General features: G+C 58.5%; 20 protein-coding genes. 14 read left to right on the forward strand and 6 right to left on the reverse strand.

Features of this window, described 5'->3' with window-relative positions; genetic code table 11:
• Positions 1-27 precede the first annotated feature (27 nt).
• The 3 genes from HW561_RS08325 to mdoH are packed head-to-tail and all read left to right on the forward strand — an operon-like array spanning position 28 to position 4612.
• Positions 28-1248, forward strand: a complete 1221-nt coding sequence (locus HW561_RS08325; protein WP_176863538.1) for an OpgC family protein — start codon at positions 28-30, stop codon at positions 1246-1248.
• Entirely contained in the window at positions 1245-2744 is a 1500-nt protein-coding gene (locus HW561_RS08330) for a glucan biosynthesis protein (RefSeq protein WP_176863540.1), read from the forward strand. The genes HW561_RS08325 and HW561_RS08330 overlap by 4 nt, the downstream gene beginning before the upstream one ends.
• Complete coding sequence (mdoH, locus tag HW561_RS08335; protein ID WP_176863542.1) at positions 2741-4612, forward strand: glucans biosynthesis glucosyltransferase MdoH; 1872 nt, start codon at positions 2741-2743, stop codon at positions 4610-4612. The genes HW561_RS08330 and mdoH overlap by 4 nt, the downstream gene beginning before the upstream one ends.
• Here mdoH and HW561_RS08340 read toward each other — a convergent pair whose 3' ends face one another.
• Complete coding sequence (locus tag HW561_RS08340; protein WP_176863544.1) at positions 4613-5428, reverse strand: alpha/beta hydrolase family esterase; 816 nt, start codon at positions 5426-5428, stop codon at positions 4613-4615.
• Positions 5428-5898, reverse strand: coding sequence for a rhodanese-like domain-containing protein (locus HW561_RS08345; RefSeq protein ID WP_176863546.1), 471 nt, complete (start codon positions 5896-5898; stop codon positions 5428-5430). The genes HW561_RS08340 and HW561_RS08345 overlap by 1 nt, the downstream gene beginning before the upstream one ends.
• Before the next feature lie 221 nt (positions 5899-6119).
• Here HW561_RS08345 and HW561_RS08350 point away from each other — a divergent pair, with 221 nt between their 5' ends.
• Genes HW561_RS08350 through selD form a run of 7 tightly spaced genes read left to right on the forward strand, consistent with a single transcriptional unit; the run spans position 6120 to position 14203 of the window.
• Entirely contained in the window at positions 6120-8990 is a 2871-nt protein-coding gene (locus HW561_RS08350) for a monovalent cation/H+ antiporter subunit A (protein ID WP_176863548.1), read from the forward strand.
• Positions 8990-9349 carry a Na+/H+ antiporter subunit C gene (locus tag HW561_RS08355; protein WP_176863550.1) on the forward strand — a complete coding sequence of 120 codons (360 nt, stop codon included), beginning with the start codon at positions 8990-8992 and terminating at the stop codon, positions 9347-9349. Before HW561_RS08350 ends, HW561_RS08355 begins: the two co-directional genes overlap by 1 nt.
• Entirely contained in the window at positions 9346-10881 is a 1536-nt protein-coding gene (locus tag HW561_RS08360; protein WP_176863552.1) for a monovalent cation/H+ antiporter subunit D, read from the forward strand. The genes HW561_RS08355 and HW561_RS08360 overlap by 4 nt, the downstream gene beginning before the upstream one ends.
• Positions 10881-11378, forward strand: a complete 498-nt coding sequence (locus HW561_RS08365) for a Na+/H+ antiporter subunit E (protein ID WP_176863554.1) — start codon at positions 10881-10883, stop codon at positions 11376-11378. Before HW561_RS08360 ends, HW561_RS08365 begins: the two co-directional genes overlap by 1 nt.
• Positions 11375-11644 carry a K+/H+ antiporter subunit F gene (locus HW561_RS08370; protein WP_176863556.1) on the forward strand — a complete coding sequence of 90 codons (270 nt, stop codon included), beginning with the start codon at positions 11375-11377 and terminating at the stop codon, positions 11642-11644. The genes HW561_RS08365 and HW561_RS08370 overlap by 4 nt, the downstream gene beginning before the upstream one ends.
• Before the next feature lie 7 nt (positions 11645-11651).
• Positions 11652-12038: a Na+/H+ antiporter subunit G gene (locus tag HW561_RS08375; RefSeq protein ID WP_176863558.1), complete on the forward strand. Its 387-nt coding sequence runs from the start codon at positions 11652-11654 to the stop codon at positions 12036-12038.
• Between the two features lie 5 nt (positions 12039-12043).
• On the forward strand, positions 12044-14203 hold the full coding sequence (gene selD, locus HW561_RS08380) for a selenide, water dikinase SelD (protein ID WP_176863560.1): 2160 nt from the start codon (positions 12044-12046) through the stop codon (positions 14201-14203).
• On the opposite strand, the gene mnmH is transcribed toward selD, so the two are convergent.
• From mnmH to HW561_RS08395, 3 genes are all read right to left on the reverse strand, one after another.
• A complete protein-coding gene (gene mnmH / locus HW561_RS08385; protein ID WP_176863562.1) occupies positions 14194-15246 on the reverse strand; it encodes a tRNA 2-selenouridine(34) synthase MnmH in 1053 nt (350 codons plus the stop codon). The two genes, selD and mnmH, sit on opposite strands and share 10 nt — an antisense overlap.
• Positions 15247-15293: 47 nt before the next feature.
• Positions 15294-15959 (reverse strand): SOS response-associated peptidase, encoded by a 666-nt coding sequence (locus HW561_RS08390; protein WP_176863564.1) that lies wholly within the window; start codon positions 15957-15959, stop codon positions 15294-15296.
• 111 nt (positions 15960-16070) lie between these two features.
• Positions 16071-17648, reverse strand: coding sequence for a bifunctional metallophosphatase/5'-nucleotidase (locus tag HW561_RS08395; protein WP_176863566.1), 1578 nt, complete (start codon positions 17646-17648; stop codon positions 16071-16073).
• A 108-nt stretch (positions 17649-17756) separates the two neighbouring features.
• On the opposite strand from HW561_RS08395, the gene HW561_RS08400 reads away from it, so the two are divergent.
• Genes HW561_RS08400 through arsC form a run of 4 tightly spaced genes read left to right on the forward strand, consistent with a single transcriptional unit; the run spans position 17757 to position 19916 of the window.
• Positions 17757-18095 carry a DUF952 domain-containing protein gene (locus HW561_RS08400; protein WP_176863568.1) on the forward strand — a complete coding sequence of 113 codons (339 nt, stop codon included), beginning with the start codon at positions 17757-17759 and terminating at the stop codon, positions 18093-18095.
• Positions 18092-18523 carry a DUF1330 domain-containing protein gene (locus tag HW561_RS08405; RefSeq protein ID WP_176863570.1) on the forward strand — a complete coding sequence of 144 codons (432 nt, stop codon included), beginning with the start codon at positions 18092-18094 and terminating at the stop codon, positions 18521-18523. The genes HW561_RS08400 and HW561_RS08405 overlap by 4 nt, the downstream gene beginning before the upstream one ends.
• The gene (locus HW561_RS08410; RefSeq protein WP_176863573.1) at positions 18520-19578 is read left to right on the forward strand and encodes a quinone-dependent dihydroorotate dehydrogenase; all 1059 of its coding nucleotides are present in this window, start codon (positions 18520-18522) and stop codon (positions 19576-19578) included. The genes HW561_RS08405 and HW561_RS08410 overlap by 4 nt, the downstream gene beginning before the upstream one ends.
• Positions 19575-19916: an arsenate reductase (glutaredoxin) gene (arsC, locus tag HW561_RS08415; protein WP_176863575.1), complete on the forward strand. Its 342-nt coding sequence runs from the start codon at positions 19575-19577 to the stop codon at positions 19914-19916. The genes HW561_RS08410 and arsC overlap by 4 nt, the downstream gene beginning before the upstream one ends.
• On the opposite strand, the gene HW561_RS08420 is transcribed toward arsC, so the two are convergent.
• On the reverse strand, positions 19913-21229 hold the full coding sequence (locus tag HW561_RS08420) for an MATE family efflux transporter (protein WP_176863577.1): 1317 nt from the start codon (positions 21227-21229) through the stop codon (positions 19913-19915). The two genes, arsC and HW561_RS08420, sit on opposite strands and share 4 nt — an antisense overlap.

The following is a 21229-nucleotide window of genomic DNA, read 5'->3' on the forward strand; positions in this document are numbered from 1 at the left end:
AAAAAGACCAAGAAGGACAGAGAACGTATGGCGACTATATCGCCCGCTTCTGATTTTGCTCCGGTTGCGGCTTCGGCCGCAGCCCCTGCTGTTCGCACGCGTGATCCGCGTCTGGATTTTTATCGCGGTATCGCGATGTTCATCATCCTGATCGCTCATATTCCCAACGACCCATGGGCCAAGTGGATTCCGGCCCGGTTCGGATTTTCGGATGCCACTGAAATCTTTGTGTTTTGCTCGGGCATGGCCTCGGCCATCGCCTTTGGCGGGGCCTTCATGCGCAAAGGGTGGTTACTGGGCACGGCACGTGTCTCGTTTCGCATCTGGCAGGTTTACTGGGCCCATATCTGTCTGTTCTTCTTTGTTGCGATGACAATGGCAGCGCTGGACAACTCGGGCCTGTTCCAGAAAAGCTATGTCTCGTCCCTCAATCTACAGCATTTCTTCAATGATCCGCTGCCGCAGATGGTGGGCATCTTCACCCTGACCTATGTGCCGAACTACTTTGACATCCTGCCGATGTATCTGGTGGTTCTGGCGATGATGCCGCTGTTCATGGCCTTGTTTCGCATCGGATTCTGGGCCGCCGCCACGGCATCGGTGGCCATCTGGGTGGTTGCACAGACCGGCGTACTGGCTCTTCCCGCCGAGCCGTGGTCGGAGCGTCAATGGTTCTTCAACCCATTTGGCTGGCAATTGTTGTTTTTCACCGGGTTCGCGTTCATGCGGGGCTGGATTCCTGCCCCGCCCGTGTCAAAAACTCTGATGTGGGCCGCAGCGCTGTTTTTGATCCTGTCTGCTCCGTTTGGGTCCTGGAAGGTCTTTTTGTGGGTGCAATCCGGCTGGCCCGATCTGGCCGACGAAATCCGCAAAGTCTGGCCCCTGACCAAAGAATTCCGCGACAAAACCGATTTTGGCTTGTTCCGATACATGCATTTCCTGTCGCTGGCCTATCTGGGCTGGGTTGTTGCGGGCGAGCATGGCCACCGTCTGATCGCCTCTGGCGACAGTCTTGGCGCACGTGTTTGGCAGGTCGCGCTGACACTGATCAGCAAGGTTGGGCAGCAATCGCTTGCCGTGTTCGTCTTCTCGATGGCGGCTGCTCGGCTGATTGGCGTCGTTCTGGACCAGACTGGGCGGGATGTTGCCAGTGTGCTTGTCGCCAATCTGATTGGCTTTGCCATGATCATCGCAGTGGCCTATCTGGCCGCGTGGTTTAAGTCACATCCTTGGAAATCAAAGAAATGAATTTTACACGCCGCGCATTTCTGGCCTCGACTTCGGCGCTGTTCTTCGCGCCAGCGACCTTCGCCTCTGGGGGCGAGGTGCCGTTTGACCGAAACAATGTTATCGCACTGGCCCGCGATCTGGCCAGCCGCCCCTTTGCAGAACGTGCGATGGTGCCGCAAGAATGGCAGGACCTGACGTATCAGCAATACCGTTCGATCCGGTTCCGATTAGATCACGCCTTGTGGTATGAAACTGAAACTCCGTTCAACGTCGATTTCTTTACACCGGGTTTGTATTTCCCGCGCACCGTTCAGGTGTCGACCGTCGAGAACGGGATGACCACGCCGGTCGCCTTCGATCTTGCGATGTTCGACAAATCCGAAGACGTTCCGCAACTGCCGGTGGATGAAACCCTCGGCTTTTCAGGTCTGCGCCTGCGGACGGAAATGCACCGCCCGGGCAAGACTGATGAGTTCTGCGTCTGGCAAGGTGCCAGTTACTTCCGCGCCATTGGTCTGCACGAAGTCTACGGCCTGTCCGCCCGCGGCCTGGCACTGAAAACCGGCGATCCGGATGGTGAGGAGTTTCCTGAATTCATCCGCTTCTGGTTGGAGCGCCCAGCGCCCGGACAACGCGACATGGTTGTTCATGCGCTGATGGACAGCCCCAGCGTAACCGGGGCTTACCGTTTCAACGTGACCGCTGGCGCCGATTGCATAATGGATGTCGAAGCCACCCTGTTTCCACGCACGGAACTGGATCATGTCGGCATCGCACCGGGCACCTCGATGTTCCTGTTCGATCAGACCAATCACAGCCGGTTTGACGATTTCCGCCCTGCCGTACATGACAGCGATGGGTTGATGATCCGCAATGGCGCGGGTGAGGTCATTTGGCGCCCGCTCGCCAACCCGACCCGCCTGCAATTTTCTTCCTTTGTGGACACCAATCCACAGGGATTCGGGTTGATGCAGCGCAAGCGCGAGTTTTCGGATTATGCCGATCTTGAGGCCCTGTATCACAAACGTCCCAGCCTGTGGGTCGAGCCCAAAAGCGACTGGGGTAAAGGCACAGTGACACTGGTCGAAATCCCGGCGGATCAGGAAGTCTATGACAATATCGTCGCTTACTGGCGCCCGGCCGAATCCTATGTGCCCGGTCAACAAGTTGACATGTCTTACCGCCTGATCTGGGGCGAAGAACCGCAGCGCACGTCGATGCCGCGCGTGATCAACACTGCCATGGGTGAAAATACCTTTGGCGATGGGCGTCTCGCTGTCATCGATTTCGAGGCCAGCGAGCTGTACGAGGATCTCGAGGCAATCACGATCTTCGTGGATTCCCCCCACGCCGAAACATCCGACGGCGTGTTGCAGCACAACCCCGACACTGGCGGGTTGCGGTTGGCGTTTTCGTTCGAACCCGGTGAGAGAAACCATGTCGAACTGCGCGCTCAGTTATTGGTAGGGCAACAACCGGCCTCCGAGGTCTGGCTGTACAGATGGACCACATGAGCCGCGATCTGCATATCATGCCGCCAGAGACGCCTCTGGCCATGCCCGCGCAGGATTTCGGCGCCGGGTTCCGCGACGCCGAGGTCCCCTCGTCCGTGCAAGGGCCTTCCGCTGGATTCTGGCGCGCTTTGGCCTTTTCACCAGCCATGGCTGCAACGCTTGGCATGTTGTGGGTTATGACGGATTGGTTCGGGGCTGAAGGGATCAACCTGATCGAAGCCATTCTGCTGGCGCTGATTTCCTTCAATTTTTTCTGGATCTCGTTCACGGTCTGCACTGTGCTGTTGGGTATGTTTTCGCTGTCCCGTCAGGAACATCCGGTTCGTCAGGGCCGCCCGCAACCTTTGCGCGTTGCACTGCTGATGCCGGTGTATAACGAGGTTCCGTGGTTTGTGTTGGGTAATGCTAGAACCATGCTAGAGGACCTGCGCGCGCGCGGCGGGCAACATCACTATGCCATGTTCATCCTGTCGGACACGCGCGACCCAGACATTGCGGCACAAGAACAAGCCAGTATCGAAGCGCTGCGGACGACGCTGGCACCGGGGCTGGAGCTTTACTATCGTCGGCGCGAACAGAATACGGACCGCAAGGTCGGCAACATTGCCGATTGGGTCAGCCGCTGGGGCGCGGACTGGGATGCGATGTTGGTGCTGGACGCCGACAGTCTGATGACCGGCCGCGCCATCACCCGCCTGACCGGCTCACTGGCCCGTGATCCGGGTGCTGGCCTGATCCAGAGCTATCCACAACTGATCGGTGCGCAGTCGGTCTTTGCCCGAATGCAGCAATTCGCAAACGGCGTCTATGGCATCGCCTTTGCCGAAGGTCTGGCGCGCTGGTGCGGTCAAGAAGGGAATTACTGGGGCCATAACGCCATTATCCGCACCAAAGCCTTTGCCGCGTGTGCGGGCTTGCCCAAGCTGCGTTCGTTCAACGGCCAGGAAAAGCTGATCATGAGCCACGACTTTGTCGAGGCCGGTTTGCTGCGCCGCGCAGGTTGGGGCGTTCGGTTCCTGCCGCGCATCCGCGGCTCGTACGAAGAAACACCACCCACCCTGATTGACCACGCCATGCGCGACCGTCGTTGGTGCCAAGGTAACTTGCAACACCTGAAACTGCTGGGATCACGCGGCTTCCGCTCGGTTTCGCGGTTTCACATGTTCCATGGGGCGGTCGGGTATCTGATGTCTCCTTTGTGGTTTGCCCTGTTGGTCATGTGGGCACTGATAGGTCAGGGCGAGGACGCCTCGGTCTTGCATTACTTCAGCCCCGACAATCCGCTGTTCCCGCAATGGCCCGAAATGAGCGAAACCCGACACGTTCTGATCATTCTGGTCATGTACGCGATGCTGCTGGCCCCTAAGGTACTGGGCGTTGCGGCCCTACCCCTCAGCGGAGTGCGGTATTCGGACTTTGGCGGTGGGCGTCGGTTCTTCACGTCGTTTCTGGCCGAAGTGGTTCTGTCGATCCTGTATGCACCGATCCTGATGGTGCAGCAGATGATTGCCGTTTTCCGCACGGCGCTGGGTATCCAAAAGGGTTGGTCACCTCAGGCACGTGATGGTGGCAGCTATGGCCTGCGCACTCTGATCCTGTGTCATGCGCTTGAAACAGTCAGCGGTATTGCATTGAGCATCGGGATTCTGGCTGGTCTGGTATCATTCTGGCTGGCCCCGATTGCGATCAGCCTGGCCTTGGCCATTCCGCTGTCTGCCCTCAGCGGCGTATCCGCAGGGGCCGCACGACGCATGGTTGGGATGAAAGAAGATTTTGTCGAGCCAGCCATCACACGCTCGGCACGGCGTCACCGGAACGAGTTGAAGCGCCTGATCGAAGGCAAGGCCACGATGACCCCGGCGGAATGATCAGCCGCCAGGCAGACCTTCATACCAATCCAGCATCATGTCAGCCCAGCCGTTGGGCACAGTGTGACCACCGGGGAACAGCGCGAATTCCAGCGCGCTGCCATCGGCGCAACGGTTCCATTTACGGCGCATGAACTGGTCCGTGGTTGAAAAACCGCTGGGCTTGGTGTCAGCGCATTCGTTGGCCTCTCGCCAAATCTCGAGACCAGCAAAGATGTCACCCTGATGAAACCGCCCGCCGCCCAGAAGGCGCCCTTCCAGCGGTACGACATTATCTGTCCAACCATGCGTGTGAAACAGCCGGACTGGCCCCTCGCAGGATTCGGGATGCGGACGCCAAAACCCGCCCGAAACCGGTACATAGGCCGAGAACGTGTCCGGTGCATCGCAAGCCAGATAGTTCACCATGAACCCGCCTGCAGAAAACCCGCCCAGAACCACCCGGTCACTGTCGACACCAAACCGGTCAGCAGCGTCTTCGACCACTTCAGTCAGAAACGCGGTCTCGTCCCGCCCGTCCCAACCGGGGTAGAAGTTCCAGCTTTTGCGCCCGTTGCGTACCGCGCCGTCAGGTGCCATCACGGCATAGCCCCGATCCAACAGCGGGTCGACCATGCCTCGGTTTTTCATCGTTCCAGCGCCGCTGCCGCCATAGCCGTGCAGGAACACGACCAAGGGCGGGTTTTCTTTTTCCGGCAATTCGATGAAATATCCGCCAGTGTCGATTTCGCATATCTCATCGGCACCGCCACAAGCCGCCGCTGCCGATTGTCCGGCAACCGCCAGACCCAAGGCCAACCAGAATTTCGCCCGCATCACGTGTCCTCTTTGTAAGTCTCGACCGGAAGACCGGCACGCACCCATCCCGGGCCCGCTGCCGAACCTAACATGCCTTCGGGCACATCGATAATATTGGTAAATCCTGCCGTGGTTAACTGGTTGCTCAGCCGTGCGGACCGAACGCCACGCGCGCAGATCAGTGCAACAGGTTCACTTTGATCGCCGTTCACAAGCTGTTGCAACGCCTGCACAAAATCCTCACGGCGCATATCGAGTGGATGCGCTCCTTCGCCAACTCCAGTCGCCCGCCATTCCCGCGGCGTTCGAATATCCACCAATAAAATGTCACCGGATACGGCCTGTTGATATGCTGCGGTGGCACCAATTTGACCACCCGCGTAATCCTGCGGAATCAGGCGATATTCCCGGATCGCAAAACCGGCAGCAATAGCCGCTCCGCCACCCAGCAAAACCCATCTTCGGGTTCTGTTTCGCTTGTCCGTCAAGTCAAATCCTCCTGCGCCATCGCACTGGTTTTATCACAGCCCATTCAGCTTTGCCGCGCTGAATTCAGACCAACGGATCAAGTTCGCGTCATTATCACGCAGGGTATCGGCGATCCTCAGATCGCACTAGAACTCAGTGAAAAACTTGCAATAGCTGGACAGTCAATAAATTATCCTTAGAAATTGCTTACACTTTGACCGCCCAGACCGGAGTACCGCACTTGTCCCTTTTCCTTATCGCGGCCCTTCCCTTCCTCGGAGCTGTCTTTCCGGCCCTCCTGATCCGGGCGGGACGTAACGCAGCAGCCTCGGCGGCGGGGCTGACCACTTTTCTGGCGCTGGCTGGTCTGCTGATCCACATCCCGGCGGTTATGCGGGGTGAGGTTGTCACCGCCCGCTTTGATTGGATACCGGGACTGGGGCTGAACGCGAATTTCATGCTGGACGGGCTGGGGTTCCTGTTCGCGCTGCTGATCCTTGGCATCGGGCTGCTGATCATTCTCTATGCCCGGTTCTATTTATCACGCGAAGACCCAATGGGGCAGTTCTATACTTATCTGCTGCTGTTTCAGGGCGCGATGGTAGGGATCGTTCTGTCCGACAACATCCTGCTTTTGCTGATTTTCTGGGAACTGACATCACTCAGTTCATTCCTGCTGATCGGGTATTGGCGGCACCTGCCGGAGGGGCGGCAAGGTGCACGGATGGCGCTGGCCGTGACTGGCGGGGGCGGATTGGCGATGATCGCCGGGATGCTGATCCTCGGCAATATCGTTGGGTCCTATGACCTGAGCGTCATTTTGCAGAACAAAGAGCTGATTCAGGCGTCGCCCTATTACATGCCTGCGTTGATCCTGATCCTGCTGGGCTGTTTCACCAAATCGGCACAGTTCCCGTTCCACTTCTGGCTGCCGCATGCCATGGCTGCGCCAACGCCGGTTTCGGCCTACCTGCACTCGGCCACGATGGTAAAGGCCGGGCTGTTCCTGATGGCACGCATGTGGCCGGTACTTGCTGGGACAGATGCATGGTTTTACATCGTCGCAACAACCGGATTGATTACGATGCTGCTGGGCGCGGTCATTGCGCTGTTCAAGGACGACCTCAAGGCGCTGTTAGCGTTTTCCACTGTTTCGCATCTTGGTCTGGTGACCATGCTGCTGGGCTTTGGCACCAAAATCGCAGTTGTCGCAGCCATGTTCCACATCATAAACCACGCGACCTTCAAGGCCGCACTGTTCATGACCGCCGGGATTGTCGACCACGAAACCCATACGCGCGATGTCAAACGGCTGGGAGGGTTGCGACACCTGATGCCGATCACCTTCACCATCGGCACCCTCGCAGCCCTGTCGATGGCGGGCTTGCCGCCATTGAACGGCTTCCTGTCCAAAGAGATGATGCTGGAGGAAACGGTCCACACCACCTGGCTGCATTCGCATTATCTGGTGCCGGGACTGGCACTTCTGGCGGCGCTGTTCTCCGCAGCCTACTCCTTCCGTTTTGTGGGTCATGTTTTCCTCGGGCCACAGCGCGACGATTATCCCGCGCACCCCCATGACCCGCCGGTCGGATTGTGGCTGGCACCTGCCTTCCTCGTTGTATTGGTTGTTCTGATTGGCCTGTACTCTGCAGCCGTCGTCGGCCCTTTGGTCGCAGTTGTGTCCGGTGCGGTAATCGGCGGCGAAAAGTTACCTTATTATTCGCTGAAATTGTGGCACGGCTTTACGCCCGCCCTGTACATGTCCGCAGTGGCAACACTGGGCGGCCTGTTCCTTTTGTCGCAGCACAAGCGTGGCGAGCAAGTATGGAATGCCCTGCCCCGTCCAGAGGCCAAGGTGATCTTCGATGCCATTGTCAATGCGGGCACCAAACTCAGCCGTTGGGTTACCGACGAGCTTCATAACGGTGTCCTCAGCCGCTATGCGATCATCTTCGTCGCCTTCACGGTCGGGCTGGGGTACTACGCCTATACAACCGGCACGATTGGCGTTGTAACCCGCGTGCCACTGCCCGCGCAGACCATTCCGATCATCGGCTGGATCTGTCTGGTTGGCGCGACGCTGGGCATCATGTGGTTCCACCGCAACCGTCTTTTGTCACTGGTGCTGATCGGCGTCGTTGGCCTGATCGTTTCCATTGCGTTTAACTACCTGTCGGCTCCGGATTTGGCACTGACGCAAATCTCGGTCGAGGTGGTGACGATGATCCTGCTGTTGTTGTCGCTGAACTTTCTGCCGACCGAGACCCCTTGGGACAGTTCAGCTGGACGACGCTGGCGGGATGCTGCGATTTCCGTTGTGGCGGGTCTTGGAACGGGTGCGCTGATTTATGCGATCATGCTGCGTGATTTTGCTTTTCCAACGATCTCTGACTTCCATCTCGCGAACTCGTACAAAGGGGGTGGTGGCACCAACGTGGTCAACGTGATCCTGGTTGATTTCCGGGGCTTTGATACCTTTGGTGAGATCATCGTTCTGGGCATCGCCGCACTGATCATCTTTGCCCTGACCGAGGCGGTGCTGAGCAGCAATGTCCGCAGCTACCTGCTGAACCGTAAGCCACATTGGCCACAGTCGGGCGACTCACACCCGCTGATGATGGTGGTTGTCACCCGTGTCATGATGCCGATTGCTTTGATGGTCGGGGCCTATATCTTCTTCCGTGGCCATAATCAGCCCGGAGGCGGCTTCATCGCCGGCCTGATCGTCGCCATCGCCTATCTGATGCAATACATGGCCAGCGGTTACACATGGGCCATCGAACGCCAGCGGTTCTATTACCACGGTACAATCGGCTGGGGCGTCCTGATTGCCGCCGCGACCGGCTTGGGCGCCTGGTTCAATGACCGCCCGTTCCTGACCAGCGATTTTGGTTACCTCAACTGGCCACCGCTGGAAGAGTTCGAATGGGCCACCGCCATGCTGTTCGACACGGGCGTATTCCTTGCGGTTCTGGGTGCGGTCATGCTGGCGCTCGACAGCCTGTCGCGGTTTGCTTGGCAGCCCGGCATGGCGCAAGAGTTCCCGATGGATATCAACCCGCTGCGGGACGACCCTCCTGAAGAAGAACAAGAGAAGGAGCAGGTCTGATGGAAGCACTCGTCGCCACTGCCGTTGGGGTTATGACCGCCGCCGGGATTTTCCTGATCCTGCGCCGCAGGACCTTCCCGGTCATTCTGGGCCTGTCCTTGATCACCTACGCGGTAAACGTGTTCCTGTTCGCAACCGGACGGCTGGCCCTGAATGCGCCTGCGGTTCTGAACAAGTACGAAGACGTACCCTATACCGACCCGTTGCCGCAAGCGCTGGTGCTGACGGCTATCGTGATCTCTTTCGGGATGACAGCGGTGATCGTGATGATCTCGCTCAGCGCCTATTTGTCCTCAAAGGATGACCATATCGACATGACCGCGCAAGACTGCGTGGACGCGCCGGGAGAAGACGCATGAACCACTGGATCGTTGCGCCGATCGTTCTTCCTGCGATCCTGGCTCCGTTCATCATCATGGTCCTGCGCTATCACCTTGATCTGCAGCGTATCTTCTCGGTCGCGGGCGTTGTCGCGTTGCTGGGCATTGCACTGACAATCACGGCGCAGGCTGCGGGCGGAGATATTCAGGTCTATGAACTCGGCGATTGGCCTGCCCCGTTTGGCATCGTCATGGTGCTGGACAGACTGTCCGCCATGATGGTTTTACTGACGGCCCTGCTGGCCTTGCCCATCGTCCTTTATGCGATTGCAACCGGATGGGACAACCGTGGCAAACACTTCCACGCGTTGTTTCATTTTCAGTTGATGGGCGTGTGTGGTGCGTTTCTGACCGGCGACGCCTTCAACCTATTTGTTTTCTTCGAGGTTTTGCTGATCGCTTCATACGGTCTGATGACCCATGGCGGGGGCGCGGTCCGGTTGAAGGCCGGTGTGCAATACGTTGCTTACAACCTGCTCGGCTCGACCTTGTTTCTGTTTGCGCTGGGTACGCTCTATGGCGTGACCGGGACGCTGAACATGGCCGATATCGCCGTGCGGGTTGCAGAGCTGCCGCCGGAAGATACCGCTCTGCTAAGGGTGGGCGCTGTGCTGTTGCTGCTGGTCTTCTGTATCAAGGCCGCCGTTCTGCCGCTGCATTTCTGGCTGCCTGCCAGCTACGCCAATGCACCTCTGCCAGTGGCGGCGCTGTTTGCGATCATGACCAAAGTCGGCGCTTATTCGATTCTGCGGATGTACACGCTGGCTTTCGGTCCTGAGGTCGAAGCAACGCAGGGGCTGGTGGGCGACTGGTTGCAACCTGCCGCGCTACTGACGCTTGCAGTTGGGGCAATCGGTATCCTTGGTTCACAGCACATCGCGCGAATGGTGGCATTCTGTGCAATCGCTTCGATGGGGACTTTGCTGATCGCCATCTCACTGTTCACGCCCGAGGCCACAGCAGCCGCGCTTTATTACGTCTTCCATTCGACATTGGCGACCGCTCTACTGTTCCTCGTGGCCGATCTGGTTATGGAACGACGAAGCGGTGCGATCACACCCAAACCGCCTATGCCGCAAGGTGGGCTCATCTCTGCCCTGTTCTTTGTGGGGGCAATCGCGATGGCCGGGATGCCACCATTGTCAGGCTTCGTCGGCAAGCTTCTGGTTCTGGATGCCGCCCGCGATGCACCCAACGCCAACGCAGCCTGGGCGGTGATCCTGATTGGATCCTTTATCACCATCATCGGGTTGGCGCGCGCCGGGTCACTGATCTTTTGGAAAAGCCATGATGTTCAGTTCCTTTCCGAAGGCGATCCGGAAGACAGGGAAGTCGCACCAGCCCCAGAGCCGCAACCCGGCTTAGCCTTCACAGCCGTATTCGGGGTTGTGGCCGGCCTGATCGCGCTGACCCTGTTTGCCGGACCCGCATTGGAATACACAAGCAAGACCGCAGAGCAATTGTTCACGCCCGAACACTACATCTCTGCCGTATTGGGAGGTGAAGAGTGATGAAACTGCTACGCCGTATTTTCCCGCACCCCCATCTGACCTTTCTGCTGACGCTGGTCTGGATTTTGTTGGCGAACAAACTTTCGCTGAACTCACTGGTCTTTGGTTTGATCCTGGGAATCATCATTCCCTTCATCACCCAACCCTATTGGCCGGACCGCCCCAAGCTGCGTAACTGGCCGATGATCGTGGAATATATGCTGGTGGTGCTGTGGGACATCGTGATGGCCAACATCACCGTTGCCCGGATCATCCTGTTCAAACGCGACGCAGACCGCCAGCCCAACTGGGTCTGCATCCCGCTGGAATTGCGCACGCCCGAGGCGATCACTGTACTGGCAGGCACCATCACGATGACCCCGGGCACTGTCAGCTGCGATCTGTCCGCGCAAGGCCACAATCTGCTGGTCCATTGCCTGGATGCCCCAGATCCAGACGCCGTACGAGACGAGATCAAGCAGCGCTATGAACGACGTCTGAAGGAGATTTTCGAATGATCATGTATGCGATTTGGTTTGCATTCGCCTGTTTCGGTGCGGCGATCATGATGTGCCTGTGGCGGATCATCACCGCCGACGGCGTCGGCACTCGTGTTCTTGCGCTGGATACGATGGTCATCAACACCATCGCCCTGATGATCCTCTACGGATTGGATCAGGGGACCGAGATCTTTTTCGAAGCCGCCATGATCATCGCCATGCTGGGCTTTGTCTCAACCGTTGCCTATGCGCGCTTTATGCTGCGCGGCAACATCATCGAGTGAGGGCGGTATGACATCCATCTTCGAATTTTTGATCGCGTTTTTCCTGATTGTCTCGGGCATTTTCGGCTTTGTCGGCTCTTTCGGGATGATCAAGCTGAAGGACCCGATGTCACGCCTGCACGCGCCGACCAAGGCGACGACTCTGGGTGTGGGCGGCGTGTTGCTGGCCTCGATCTTCCATTCGGTCATGATCGAGCATCACCTGTCCCTGCACGAGCTGCTGATCACCCTGTTCTTGTTCCTGACCGCGCCGATCACGGCCCTGTTCATTGCCAAATGGCACATTCACCGTCATGAACTGCCCAGCGATCTGCCCGACGCAGGCGAGGATGAGCTTTGGGCCACCCATGCGATCGAGCAGGTCGAAGACGTCCCTGACCACAGCACGAACTGAACCCTATGCATACACCTCCGTTGCCCCTGACCCGTGATCTGGTTTTGATTGGCGGGGGTCACACCCACGCATTGCTATTGCGAAAATGGGGTATGAACCCGCTGCCCGGCGCACGTGTGACGGTGATCAACCCCGGCCCGACCGCGCCGTATTCCGGGATGTTGCCGGGATTTGTAGCCGGACATTATAAGCGTCAAGAGCTGGACATCGATCTGGTGAAACTGGCGCGTTTTGCTGGTGCCCGGGTTATTCTTGGTTCCGTTGAAGGGATCGACACGACCCAGCGCGAAGTTCTTGTGCCCGGGCGACCGCCTGTGGCGTTCGATGTGGCCTCGGTCAATGTTGGGATTACTTCGGACATGCCGTCCATGCCCGGTTTTGCCGAGCATGCCGTTCCCGCCAAACCGCTGGGCCCATTCGCCGCACGGTGGGCTGCACATCTGGAGGGCAGTGACCCAACTTCGGTCATTGTGATCGGAGGCGGGGTTGCGGGTGTTGAGCTGGTCATGGCGATGGCGCATGCGTTGAAGGCCAAAGGACGTGCGGCGCAGGTTACTTTGATTGACAATGGCCCTGCCCTCACCGCGACCAAACCCAAGGCTGCCGCAACAATCCGGCGCGCGATGTCCGATCTGGGGATCGATGTCATCGAGCAAATCGCAATAACACGAATAGCCCAAGACCATGTTGAGCTGGAAGATGGTCGCCAGATTCCGGCGGCCTTTGTGACCGGAGCAGCCGGCGCGCGCGCCTACGACTGGGTCGCGGCAACCCGGCTGGACCTTCACGATGGCTATGTCCGGGTGAACGAGTATCTGCAATCCAGTGATCCGGCGATCTTTGCTGCCGGGGATTGCGCACATCTGACGGAAAACCCCCGCCCCAAGGCCGGTGTCTACGCCGTACGCGAGGCCCCGATCCTATTTGACAATCTCCGTGCGGCTTTGGGTGCCGGAAAAATGCGACGGTATGTGCCGCAGAAAGATTACCTCAAGCTGATCTCGTTAGGTGGTAAATCTGCACTGGCCGAGCGTTTGGGCACGTCACTCAGCGGCCCGTTGATGTGGAACTGGAAAAACCACATCGACCAGAAATTCATGAACAAGTTCCGTGACCTGCCGAAAATGCGCCCGGCGGCGCTGCCGCGCGAGCATGCGGCAGGCCTGCAAGAGGCGTTGGGTGACAAACCCATGTGCGGCGGCTGCGGTGCCAAGGTTGGGCGCAGCGCATTACAATCTGCGTTACGCACCTTACCTGCACCCATGCGGGCGGATGTCACCGCCCTGCCCGGAGATGACGCCGCCTTATTGAAAACAGGTAACGCACGGCAGGTCATTACATCGGATCATCTGCGCAGTTTCACCACCGATCCAGCGCTGATGACCCGTATCGCAGCCGTGCATGCGTTGGGGGATATCTGGGCCATGGGGGCTGCACCTCAGGCCGCGACCGCAACAATCATTCTGCCCCGAATGTCCGCCGAGCTGCAGCACCGCACCATGACCGAAATCATGAAGACCGCGAACGAGGTCATTCGTGAGGCAGGCGCTGAAATCGTCGGCGGGCACAGTTCGCTGGGCGACGAAATGACCATCGGATTTACTCTGACAGGCCTGTGCGAGGATGATCCGATCACGCTTGCCGGTGGGCATGCGGGCGACGTTCTGCTTCTGACCAAGCCTTTGGGCAGCGGTGTGCTGATGGCGGCCGAAATGGCCGGTCAGGCGGATGGGGCTAGTGTCGCGACTGCATTCCGGCAAATGATCCAGCCACAACACGCAGCGGCCCGTAGTCTACGCGGGGCTCATGCGATGACAGACGTCACCGGGTTCGGCCTGGCTGGCCACCTGCAAGGTATGTGCGAGGCATCAAGCTGCGGAGCCACCCTGGATCTGGAAGCTGTCCCCGTGATGAACGGCGCGCTGGAGCTAAGTAGGCAGGGGGTCCGATCCACGATTTACAACGACAACAGAGCCATTGCGCCGGATCTCCCTTCGGGGGGTAGAGCCGATCTTCTGTTTGATCCGCAGACTGCGGGTGGCCTTCTGGCAGCCGTCGATGCGAACGAGGCTGACGCATTGCTACGGGAACTCAACCAAGCGGGTTATCCTGCGGCGATTATCGGCCATCTTACCAACAAGCCGGGATTACGCCTTCAGAACTGATCGAGCAGTTTTTCGATCTGCGCTGCCGCCTGCTCTAACCCGGAACGATCCAATGTCGCGACGTCTATCTTTGCAAGCACGTCTGCACACTGCGCCCGGCGGGATTTGCTATAGGCCAGGTCATAATGCTGTTCCATCAAGGCTTGCGTAAGGGCTTGTTTTTCACCTGCGTCGATCAACTGCAACCATCCATCCACAACCTCATGCCCACGATGAGCCCGCAGGGGCGACAAACGCTCGCGCAGGCGATCTCCGTCGGACAGAATGTCGTCATAGGCCTGAACCAAATAGGCCGTACGGGCCGCAATCGAAGCGGTGATCTGAACTCGGGGGGCTGTGCGCAGTGCACTCCAAAGGCTGGGAGGCAGGATCAAATTGCCGATTTTGGATGATTCCGCCTCGACCACCACGGGGCGAGATGTATCCAGAGTACAAAGTTCAGCAGACAGCGCGGATTCGAATGCTTTTTGACTGGGTTGACCTCCTGGCCTCTCTCCCAGCAACGACCCACGGTGATTGGCCAACCCTTCTAGGTCCAGAACCTGAACACCACGCGCCTGCAGATGGGCCAGCAGATCGGTCTTGGCCGTCCCGGTATACCCATCCAACGCGATCAACTGATGCGGCAAAGGATCGTCATAAAGGTAGGCTTTCACCAACCGCCGGTAGGTGCGATAGCCGCCCTCGGCCACCTCGGCCCGCCAACCAATCTGTTGCAACATCCACGTGAAAGACCCCGATCGTTGTCCACCGCGCCAACAATAAACCAATGGTCTCCAGCCGCCTTCATGATGGCTCAGGCTGTTTTCGATGTGATTGGCCGCATTTCGAAACACCAGCGCCGCACCCAGCTTGCGCGCCAGAAACGAGCTTTCCTGCACGTATATCGTGCCAACCTGCGCCCGTTCTTCGTTGTCGAGAACGGCAAGGTTGATCGCGCCGGGCAAGTGATCTTCGGCAAATTCCGCCGGGCTGCGCACGTCGATCACCATATCGAAGTCATGGGCATACAAATCAGGCAGATTGTTGAATTTTAAAGCCATACCAGTGATCTAGCCTGCGCCACCGAAGAAGGAAAGTCTGTCAGTATTTAAGATACCAATGCCTCAATCAGATCCGGCCCACTGGCCCGATTGGAATTCACGGCACGGCCAGTCCGATGGAAAGCCAATACATCCTCGGCCCCGGGTGTCATCAAACGCGCAGCCCCCCGTCCCGCCTCACCAAGCCAAAGAGGCCAATCTGCGGGTTCGAGGATCAGGGGCATCCGATGATGAATTGCGCTCAGCCGCTGGTTTGCCGCTGTGGTGACGATTGCACATGTGCCTTGCCGCTCGGATTCGAGCCCCCAATCCTGCCAGACACCGGCAAAGGCGATGGGGGCGTTATCCTGCCGGTGAATATACCATGGCAGCCGTGCACCTTGGTCTGACGTGGTCCATTCATAGAACCCGGTTGCTACAACAAGGCAGCGACGCGCGCGACAGGCTGCCTGAAAGGCGGGTTTGTCCGCAAGCGTCTCCGCCCGCGCGTTGATCAGTAGCGGCCCTGATTTTTCCGACTTGTACCAATGGGGCAGGAATCCCCATCGCAGCGCATCCAACTTGCGCCCATTCTCACCTGACCGCACCACATGCACCTGATTTGTCGGGCAGACATTGTAATTCGGCACCATTGGCAAGGCATTTGCCGGCCGGGCCTCAAACATCTGCGCCAAAGGATCATTCTGAAGGGTTATTGCAAAGCGCCCGCACATTGTCCCTGAATCACCTGGTGATCGCCATCTCAGGCGCATGTCTCCACGGCCCGTTCGTCGACACAAAAGGCCGCATCGTTGATGCGGCCTCTATTGTATCCGCTGCACGGATTACTTCTGCTTGATGCGCCCATCCAGATAAGGCTGATAGGGTGCATTTTCAGCAAGATATTCGGCGGTCACATCCGCCAGATCAGGGCCGAAATCATAGGCATTCTTATCGTCGCCTTCGAACATTTTATATCCGTCTCCACCGTTGCGGACATAGTTGTTGGTGACGACAAGGTAAGTTGCCGCTGGGTCGATCGGCACGAAGCCATCCCCTTCGGCAACCATCACGTCGCTGACACGGCCTTCATTCGGTGCAACCGCAGCGTCCCATGCGAAAGTCAGACCTGCCACTTGCGGAAAGCGACCTTTGACCTCTTCCACCTGACTGACACCGTTCTCAAGAGCGTCAATGACGCCCTGCCCGCTGATCTCGAACGTTGACAGGGTATTCTGGAACGGCAGGACGGTCAGCACCTCGCCCATAGTGATTTCACCCGGGTCAATCGAGGCCCGCAGACCGCCCGAATTCGCAATCGCGATCTGAGCACCCTGATCAGCGACCCGCGCCAGCATGGCGTCGGCGACAAGGTTACCCATTGCGCATTCTTGCACGCGGCAAACAGAACGGTCGCCTTCTATCGCGTCGGCTGAATTGGCCACAACCTTGTTGCGGATTTCGTCCAGCGGAACCGCCAGTTCTGCGATCCGATCCAGTGATGCCTGATCTTCGGTCACGGCGTTGTCCATGATCAGCGGTTCACCTGACGCTTCAACGACATTGCCATCGTCATCGAACGTCACGTTCAGCTCACCCAAGAACTTGCCATACGCATAGGCCTGCACGATCTGAACACCGTTGACGACTGTCGGGTACGGCCCCGCCGCCTTATCGGAAACATTGGACAGGTAAGTGTTCGAGTGCCCACCGACGATGACATCCACACCTGTCGTTTCCTGTGCCACACGCTGATCAACCCCATAGCCCGAGTGGCTGAGCACAATGATCTTGTTGACGCCCTCGCCAGTCAGCTTGTCCACCTCGGCCTGAACGGCGGGAACCGGGTCCGAAAAGGTGACGTTGGGACCGGGCGAGGCCAGCTCGTGCGTATCAATGGGTGTCAGGCCAATCAGGCCAATTTGTTCGCCACCAACTTCAATAACCGCCGATTTCTTGATCTTGTCTGTCAGCAGCTCTTCGTCAGCAACATCTGCGTTGGACATCAGCACCGGGAAATCGACAGAATCGATAAAGCCACGCAGAACTTCGGGACCATCGTCAAACTCGTGGTTGCCCACGGTCATGGCGTCATAGCCCAGCTTGTTCATGAATTCGGCAGCAACCTTGCCTTTGTAATACGTGTAGAACAACGATCCCTGGAACTGGTCGCCCCCGTCCACGAGGATTGAGTTCTCGGCCCGGCTGCGCGCCTCTTCTACCGCGGTCACCAGACGCGCGGACCCTCCGAAACATTTGCCTTCGGCATTGTCCTCGGCACCACAACCGCTGTCGTATTTGTTGATCGGCTCAAAGCGCGCATGGAAGTCGTTGGTGTGCAGAACGGTCAGTTTGTAGTCGGCAGCCGCGATACCTGCGGTCAGGCCCAATACGGCGACCGAGGCTAGAAATCGGGTCAGCATTATGGAACTCCCTGTAGTTGTTTGCCCAGATCGTGCGCCGATGGCAGGAAAGAGTCAAAGGGGGAAATCCGGCTTGATTCCTACCGCTGCGCGGGGCATCACGAGCGCATGCTGATCTACAAGATTTTTCGGGCCGACGAATGGGCCAGGCTCCAGTCCGAGGGTGCCTCGGACGGTGCACCGATCGATGTAACCGACGGGTTCGTTCATTTCTCGACTGCCGAACAAGCCGCTGAGACCGCCGCCAAGCACTTTGCCGGGGCCGAGGGGCTAACTCTGCTGGCCTGCGCGGCGGATACCATGGGCGATGCTTTGAAATGGGAAGTCTCGCGCGGGGGCGCATTATTCCCGCACCTTTATCGTCAGATCCGTGTGACTGATGTGATCTGGTCTCGTCCCCTGCCCTTTGACGGTCAAAGGCACCAATTCCCCGAGGAGATGGTATGACAGCCTATATCGACCCGGACCGCGCCCAGTTCGAGACCTTCAAAACGCTGGATCGGGATCAGCCCATTGAAATGCTCAATTTGGTGAAGTTCCGCGATCAGGCCGCATACCTAGCGGATCATGATCTGGCGAACGCCAATCTGACCGGGGCGCAGGCCTATCGCAACTATGGCGTTGAAACCGCGCCGATCATTGCTCGGTTGGGGGCATCGATCTTGTGGCGCGGTGCATTTCAAACGACGCTGATCGGACCAGCAGATGAGACATGGGATCAGGTTTTCATAGCCCGCTATCCCGACGCACACGCATTTCTGGAAATGGTGACGGACCCGGCCTATCGCGCCGCAGTTGTGCATCGTCAGGCTGCTGTTGAAACATCGCGCCTGATCCGCTGTGGCGCCGCCCAAGGTGGGGGAACATTCGGATGAACCTGATCGAGAAGCTTGGGCTTGCAGCATTGCACCGCTTAGACCCGGAAACCGCGCACGGGATGTCAATCAAGGCTTTGAAAGCCGGCTTGGCGCCTGCGCCGGGACCAGTGACATCGCCGCGCCTGCGCACCCGTGTCGCGGGTCTGGATCTGCCGAATCCCGTCGGTCTGGCGGCCGGGTTCGACAAAAACGGTGAGGTTTTGACCCCTCTGTCTCGCGCTGGGTTCGGATTTATCGAGGTGGGTGCGGTCACTCCGCGTCCCCAACCGGGCAATCCCAAACCGCGCCTCTTTCGGCTGACCGAGGACAGCGCGGCAATCAATCGCTTTGGCTTCAACAATGAAGGCATGGACGTGATGGCCCGACGGTTGGCGGATCGCCCCAAGGACGCAGTTATCGGTCTGAATCTGGGTGCAAACAAAGACAGCGACGACCGACCGGGTGATTTCGCCAAGGTGCTGGCTCATTGTGCGGCGTATCTGGATTTTGCAACGGTCAACGTGTCCTCGCCCAACACCGAGAAACTGCGCGACCTGCAAGGTAAAGCTGCATTGAGCGCCTTGTTGGACGGGGTTACCGAAACCCGTGACGCGTTGCCTCGACCTCTGCCGATTTTCCTCAAAATCGCGCCGGATCTGTCCGAAACCGAGTTGGAAGATATCGCCGCAGTCGCGCGCGAGACCAAGGTGGACGCGGTAATCGCCACCAACACCACCCTGTCGCGCGACGGGCTCCGCAGCGCACACAAGGACGAGGCAGGCGGCCTGTCCGGCGCGCCGCTGTTCGAAAAATCCACCCGTGTTTTAGCCCAGTTGAGTCAACTGATGGACGAAGATGTCCCGTTGATCGGCGTCGGAGGCATCAGCAGCGCCGAGCAAGCCTATGCCAAGATCTGCGCTGGCGCGTCGGCTGTGCAGTTCTATACCGCGATGGTTTATGGCGGACTTTCCCTGGCTGCTGAAATCGCGCAAGGTCTGGATCGCCTGCTGGCCCGGGATGGGTTCGACACTGTGACACAAGCTGTGGGCAGTAAAAGAGAGGACTGGCTTTGATTGAATACTGGCATAATCCACGTTGTTCGAAATCACGGGCTGGTTTGGCGTTGCTGGAAAAGGCTGGCACCGAACTCAAGCTGCGCAAATATCTTGAAGATTCCCCATCCAAGGATGAGCTTCGCGCGGTACAATCTTTGCTGGGCGTCACCGCAATCGAGATGATGCGCACGGGCGAAAAGCGATTCAAGGAACTGGGCCTGACCAAAGCAACACCAGACAAAGATCTGATCCGTGCCATGGCCGACAATCCGATCCTGATCGAACGACCTTTGGCACGTTCCGGCGACAAAGCCGCTATCGGACGTCCGCCGGAAAACCTGCTGGCGTTGGTTTAAGCCACCTGTGCCTCAAGCTTTGGGTAGCGCCATCCCAACGTGACGCCGCGCGCAATGTTCAGAACCATCAACGCGGCCCACAGTCCGTGATTGCCGAAGGCGGGCACCAGGACAAACAAGGCAACGACGTATATGGCAACCGACTGGACCATCGCGTTTCGCATGGCGCGGGTCCAGGTCGCGCCGATGTAGATACCGTCGAACATCCAGCTTGCCACGCCGACCACTGGCGCAAGAGCCGCCCAGAACAGGAACTCTCGCCCCGCTTCACGCACCTCCGGCGAGGTTGACATAAGATCAATCAGTGCAGGCCCTGCGATGAAAAACATCGCGCCCAGTAACACGGAACCGCCAACACCCCATTGCGACGCCATAATGGACGCGCGCCGCAGTTGATAGCGATCCCGCGCGCCCACGGCACTCCCCACCAATGCCTCGGCGGAAAAGGCAAACCCGTCGAGCGCGAACGCCGTGATTTCAAGAAACTGAAGCAGCACCTGATTGGCTGCCAGATTGATGTCGCCCAAATCGGACCCAACGAACAAAAAAGTCGTGAACGATCCGGTCAGCAATACCGAACGGACCATGATATCGCCGTTGACCTGCACCATCCGGCGCAACCGAGCCGCGTCAAAAATGCGCGCCCAGTCACACCACAGCCTGCCTTCGAAGGCGTCGCGACACAGCCACACCCCAAGGGCCAATCCGGTCCATTCAGCCATCAATGTGGCAACAGCGACACCTTCGACACCCCAGCCCAGACCCAACACGAACCACAAGTCCAGCAGGATGTTCAGGCCGTTCATCCATATCTGCAGAACAAAAACACCGCGCGTGCGTTCGACCGCGATCAACCACCCGGTGACCGCATAGAGCGCGATGGTGGCAGGTGCGCCCCAAATCCGGATTTCCAGATAGGTGCGGGTCAGCGCCTCGACTTCGGGGCTGGCTGGAGACAATGCAAAAGCACCGGCAAAGACCGCCACTTGGGTAAGGATAAAGAACAGCCCTGCCGCACCACCCAACAACAGTCCGCGCATCAACAAGGCACGGGTTTCGACCGTGTCCCCTGCCCCACGCGCCTGCGCGGCCATGCCCGTGGTCCCCATGCGCAGGAACCCGAATATCCAATAGATCGTGGACAGGATTACAGCGCCAATGCCGACCGCTCCGATCGGGGCGGCCTGACCCAACTGGCCGACGACGCCCGTGTCCACAGCCCCAAGTATAGGCACTGTGGCATTGGACAGCACGATCGGAACAGCGATCTTCAGCACCCGTCTGTGCGTGATGGGCGCCGAGGCGTCCTGCAT

The sequence above is a fragment of the Ruegeria haliotis genome, from assembly GCF_013377785.1.
Classification (GTDB): Bacteria; Pseudomonadota; Alphaproteobacteria; order Rhodobacterales; family Rhodobacteraceae; genus Ruegeria; species Ruegeria haliotis.

Coding starts and splice junctions, on each gene's coding strand:
- HW561_RS08410 (WP_176863573.1), top strand. CDS start 18,520: ATGAACCTGATCGAGAAGCTTGGGCTTGCAGCATTGCACCGCTTAGAC.
- HW561_RS08400 (WP_176863568.1), top strand. CDS start 17,757: ATGCTGATCTACAAGATTTTTCGGGCCGACGAATGGGCCAGGCTCCAG.
- HW561_RS08355 (WP_176863550.1), top strand. CDS start 8,990: ATGGAAGCACTCGTCGCCACTGCCGTTGGGGTTATGACCGCCGCCGGG.
- HW561_RS08395 (WP_176863566.1), bottom strand. CDS start 17,648: ATGCTGACCCGATTTCTAGCCTCGGTCGCCGTATTGGGCCTGACCGCA.
- HW561_RS08420 (WP_176863577.1), bottom strand. CDS start 21,229: ATGCAGGACGCCTCGGCGCCCATCACGCACAGACGGGTGCTGAAGATC.
- HW561_RS08405 (WP_176863570.1), top strand. CDS start 18,092: ATGACAGCCTATATCGACCCGGACCGCGCCCAGTTCGAGACCTTCAAA.
- mnmH (WP_176863562.1), bottom strand. CDS start 15,246: ATGGCTTTAAAATTCAACAATCTGCCTGATTTGTATGCCCATGACTTC.
- HW561_RS08390 (WP_176863564.1), bottom strand. CDS start 15,959: ATGTGCGGGCGCTTTGCAATAACCCTTCAGAATGATCCTTTGGCGCAG.
- HW561_RS08330 (WP_176863540.1), top strand. CDS start 1,245: ATGAATTTTACACGCCGCGCATTTCTGGCCTCGACTTCGGCGCTGTTC.
- HW561_RS08370 (WP_176863556.1), top strand. CDS start 11,375: ATGATCATGTATGCGATTTGGTTTGCATTCGCCTGTTTCGGTGCGGCG.
- HW561_RS08360 (WP_176863552.1), top strand. CDS start 9,346: ATGAACCACTGGATCGTTGCGCCGATCGTTCTTCCTGCGATCCTGGCT.
- selD (WP_176863560.1), top strand. CDS start 12,044: ATGCATACACCTCCGTTGCCCCTGACCCGTGATCTGGTTTTGATTGGC.
- HW561_RS08365 (WP_176863554.1), top strand. CDS start 10,881: ATGAAACTGCTACGCCGTATTTTCCCGCACCCCCATCTGACCTTTCTG.
- HW561_RS08325 (WP_176863538.1), top strand. CDS start 28: ATGGCGACTATATCGCCCGCTTCTGATTTTGCTCCGGTTGCGGCTTCG.
- HW561_RS08375 (WP_176863558.1), top strand. CDS start 11,652: ATGACATCCATCTTCGAATTTTTGATCGCGTTTTTCCTGATTGTCTCG.
- HW561_RS08340 (WP_176863544.1), bottom strand. CDS start 5,428: ATGCGGGCGAAATTCTGGTTGGCCTTGGGTCTGGCGGTTGCCGGACAA.
- mdoH (WP_176863542.1), top strand. CDS start 2,741: ATGAGCCGCGATCTGCATATCATGCCGCCAGAGACGCCTCTGGCCATG.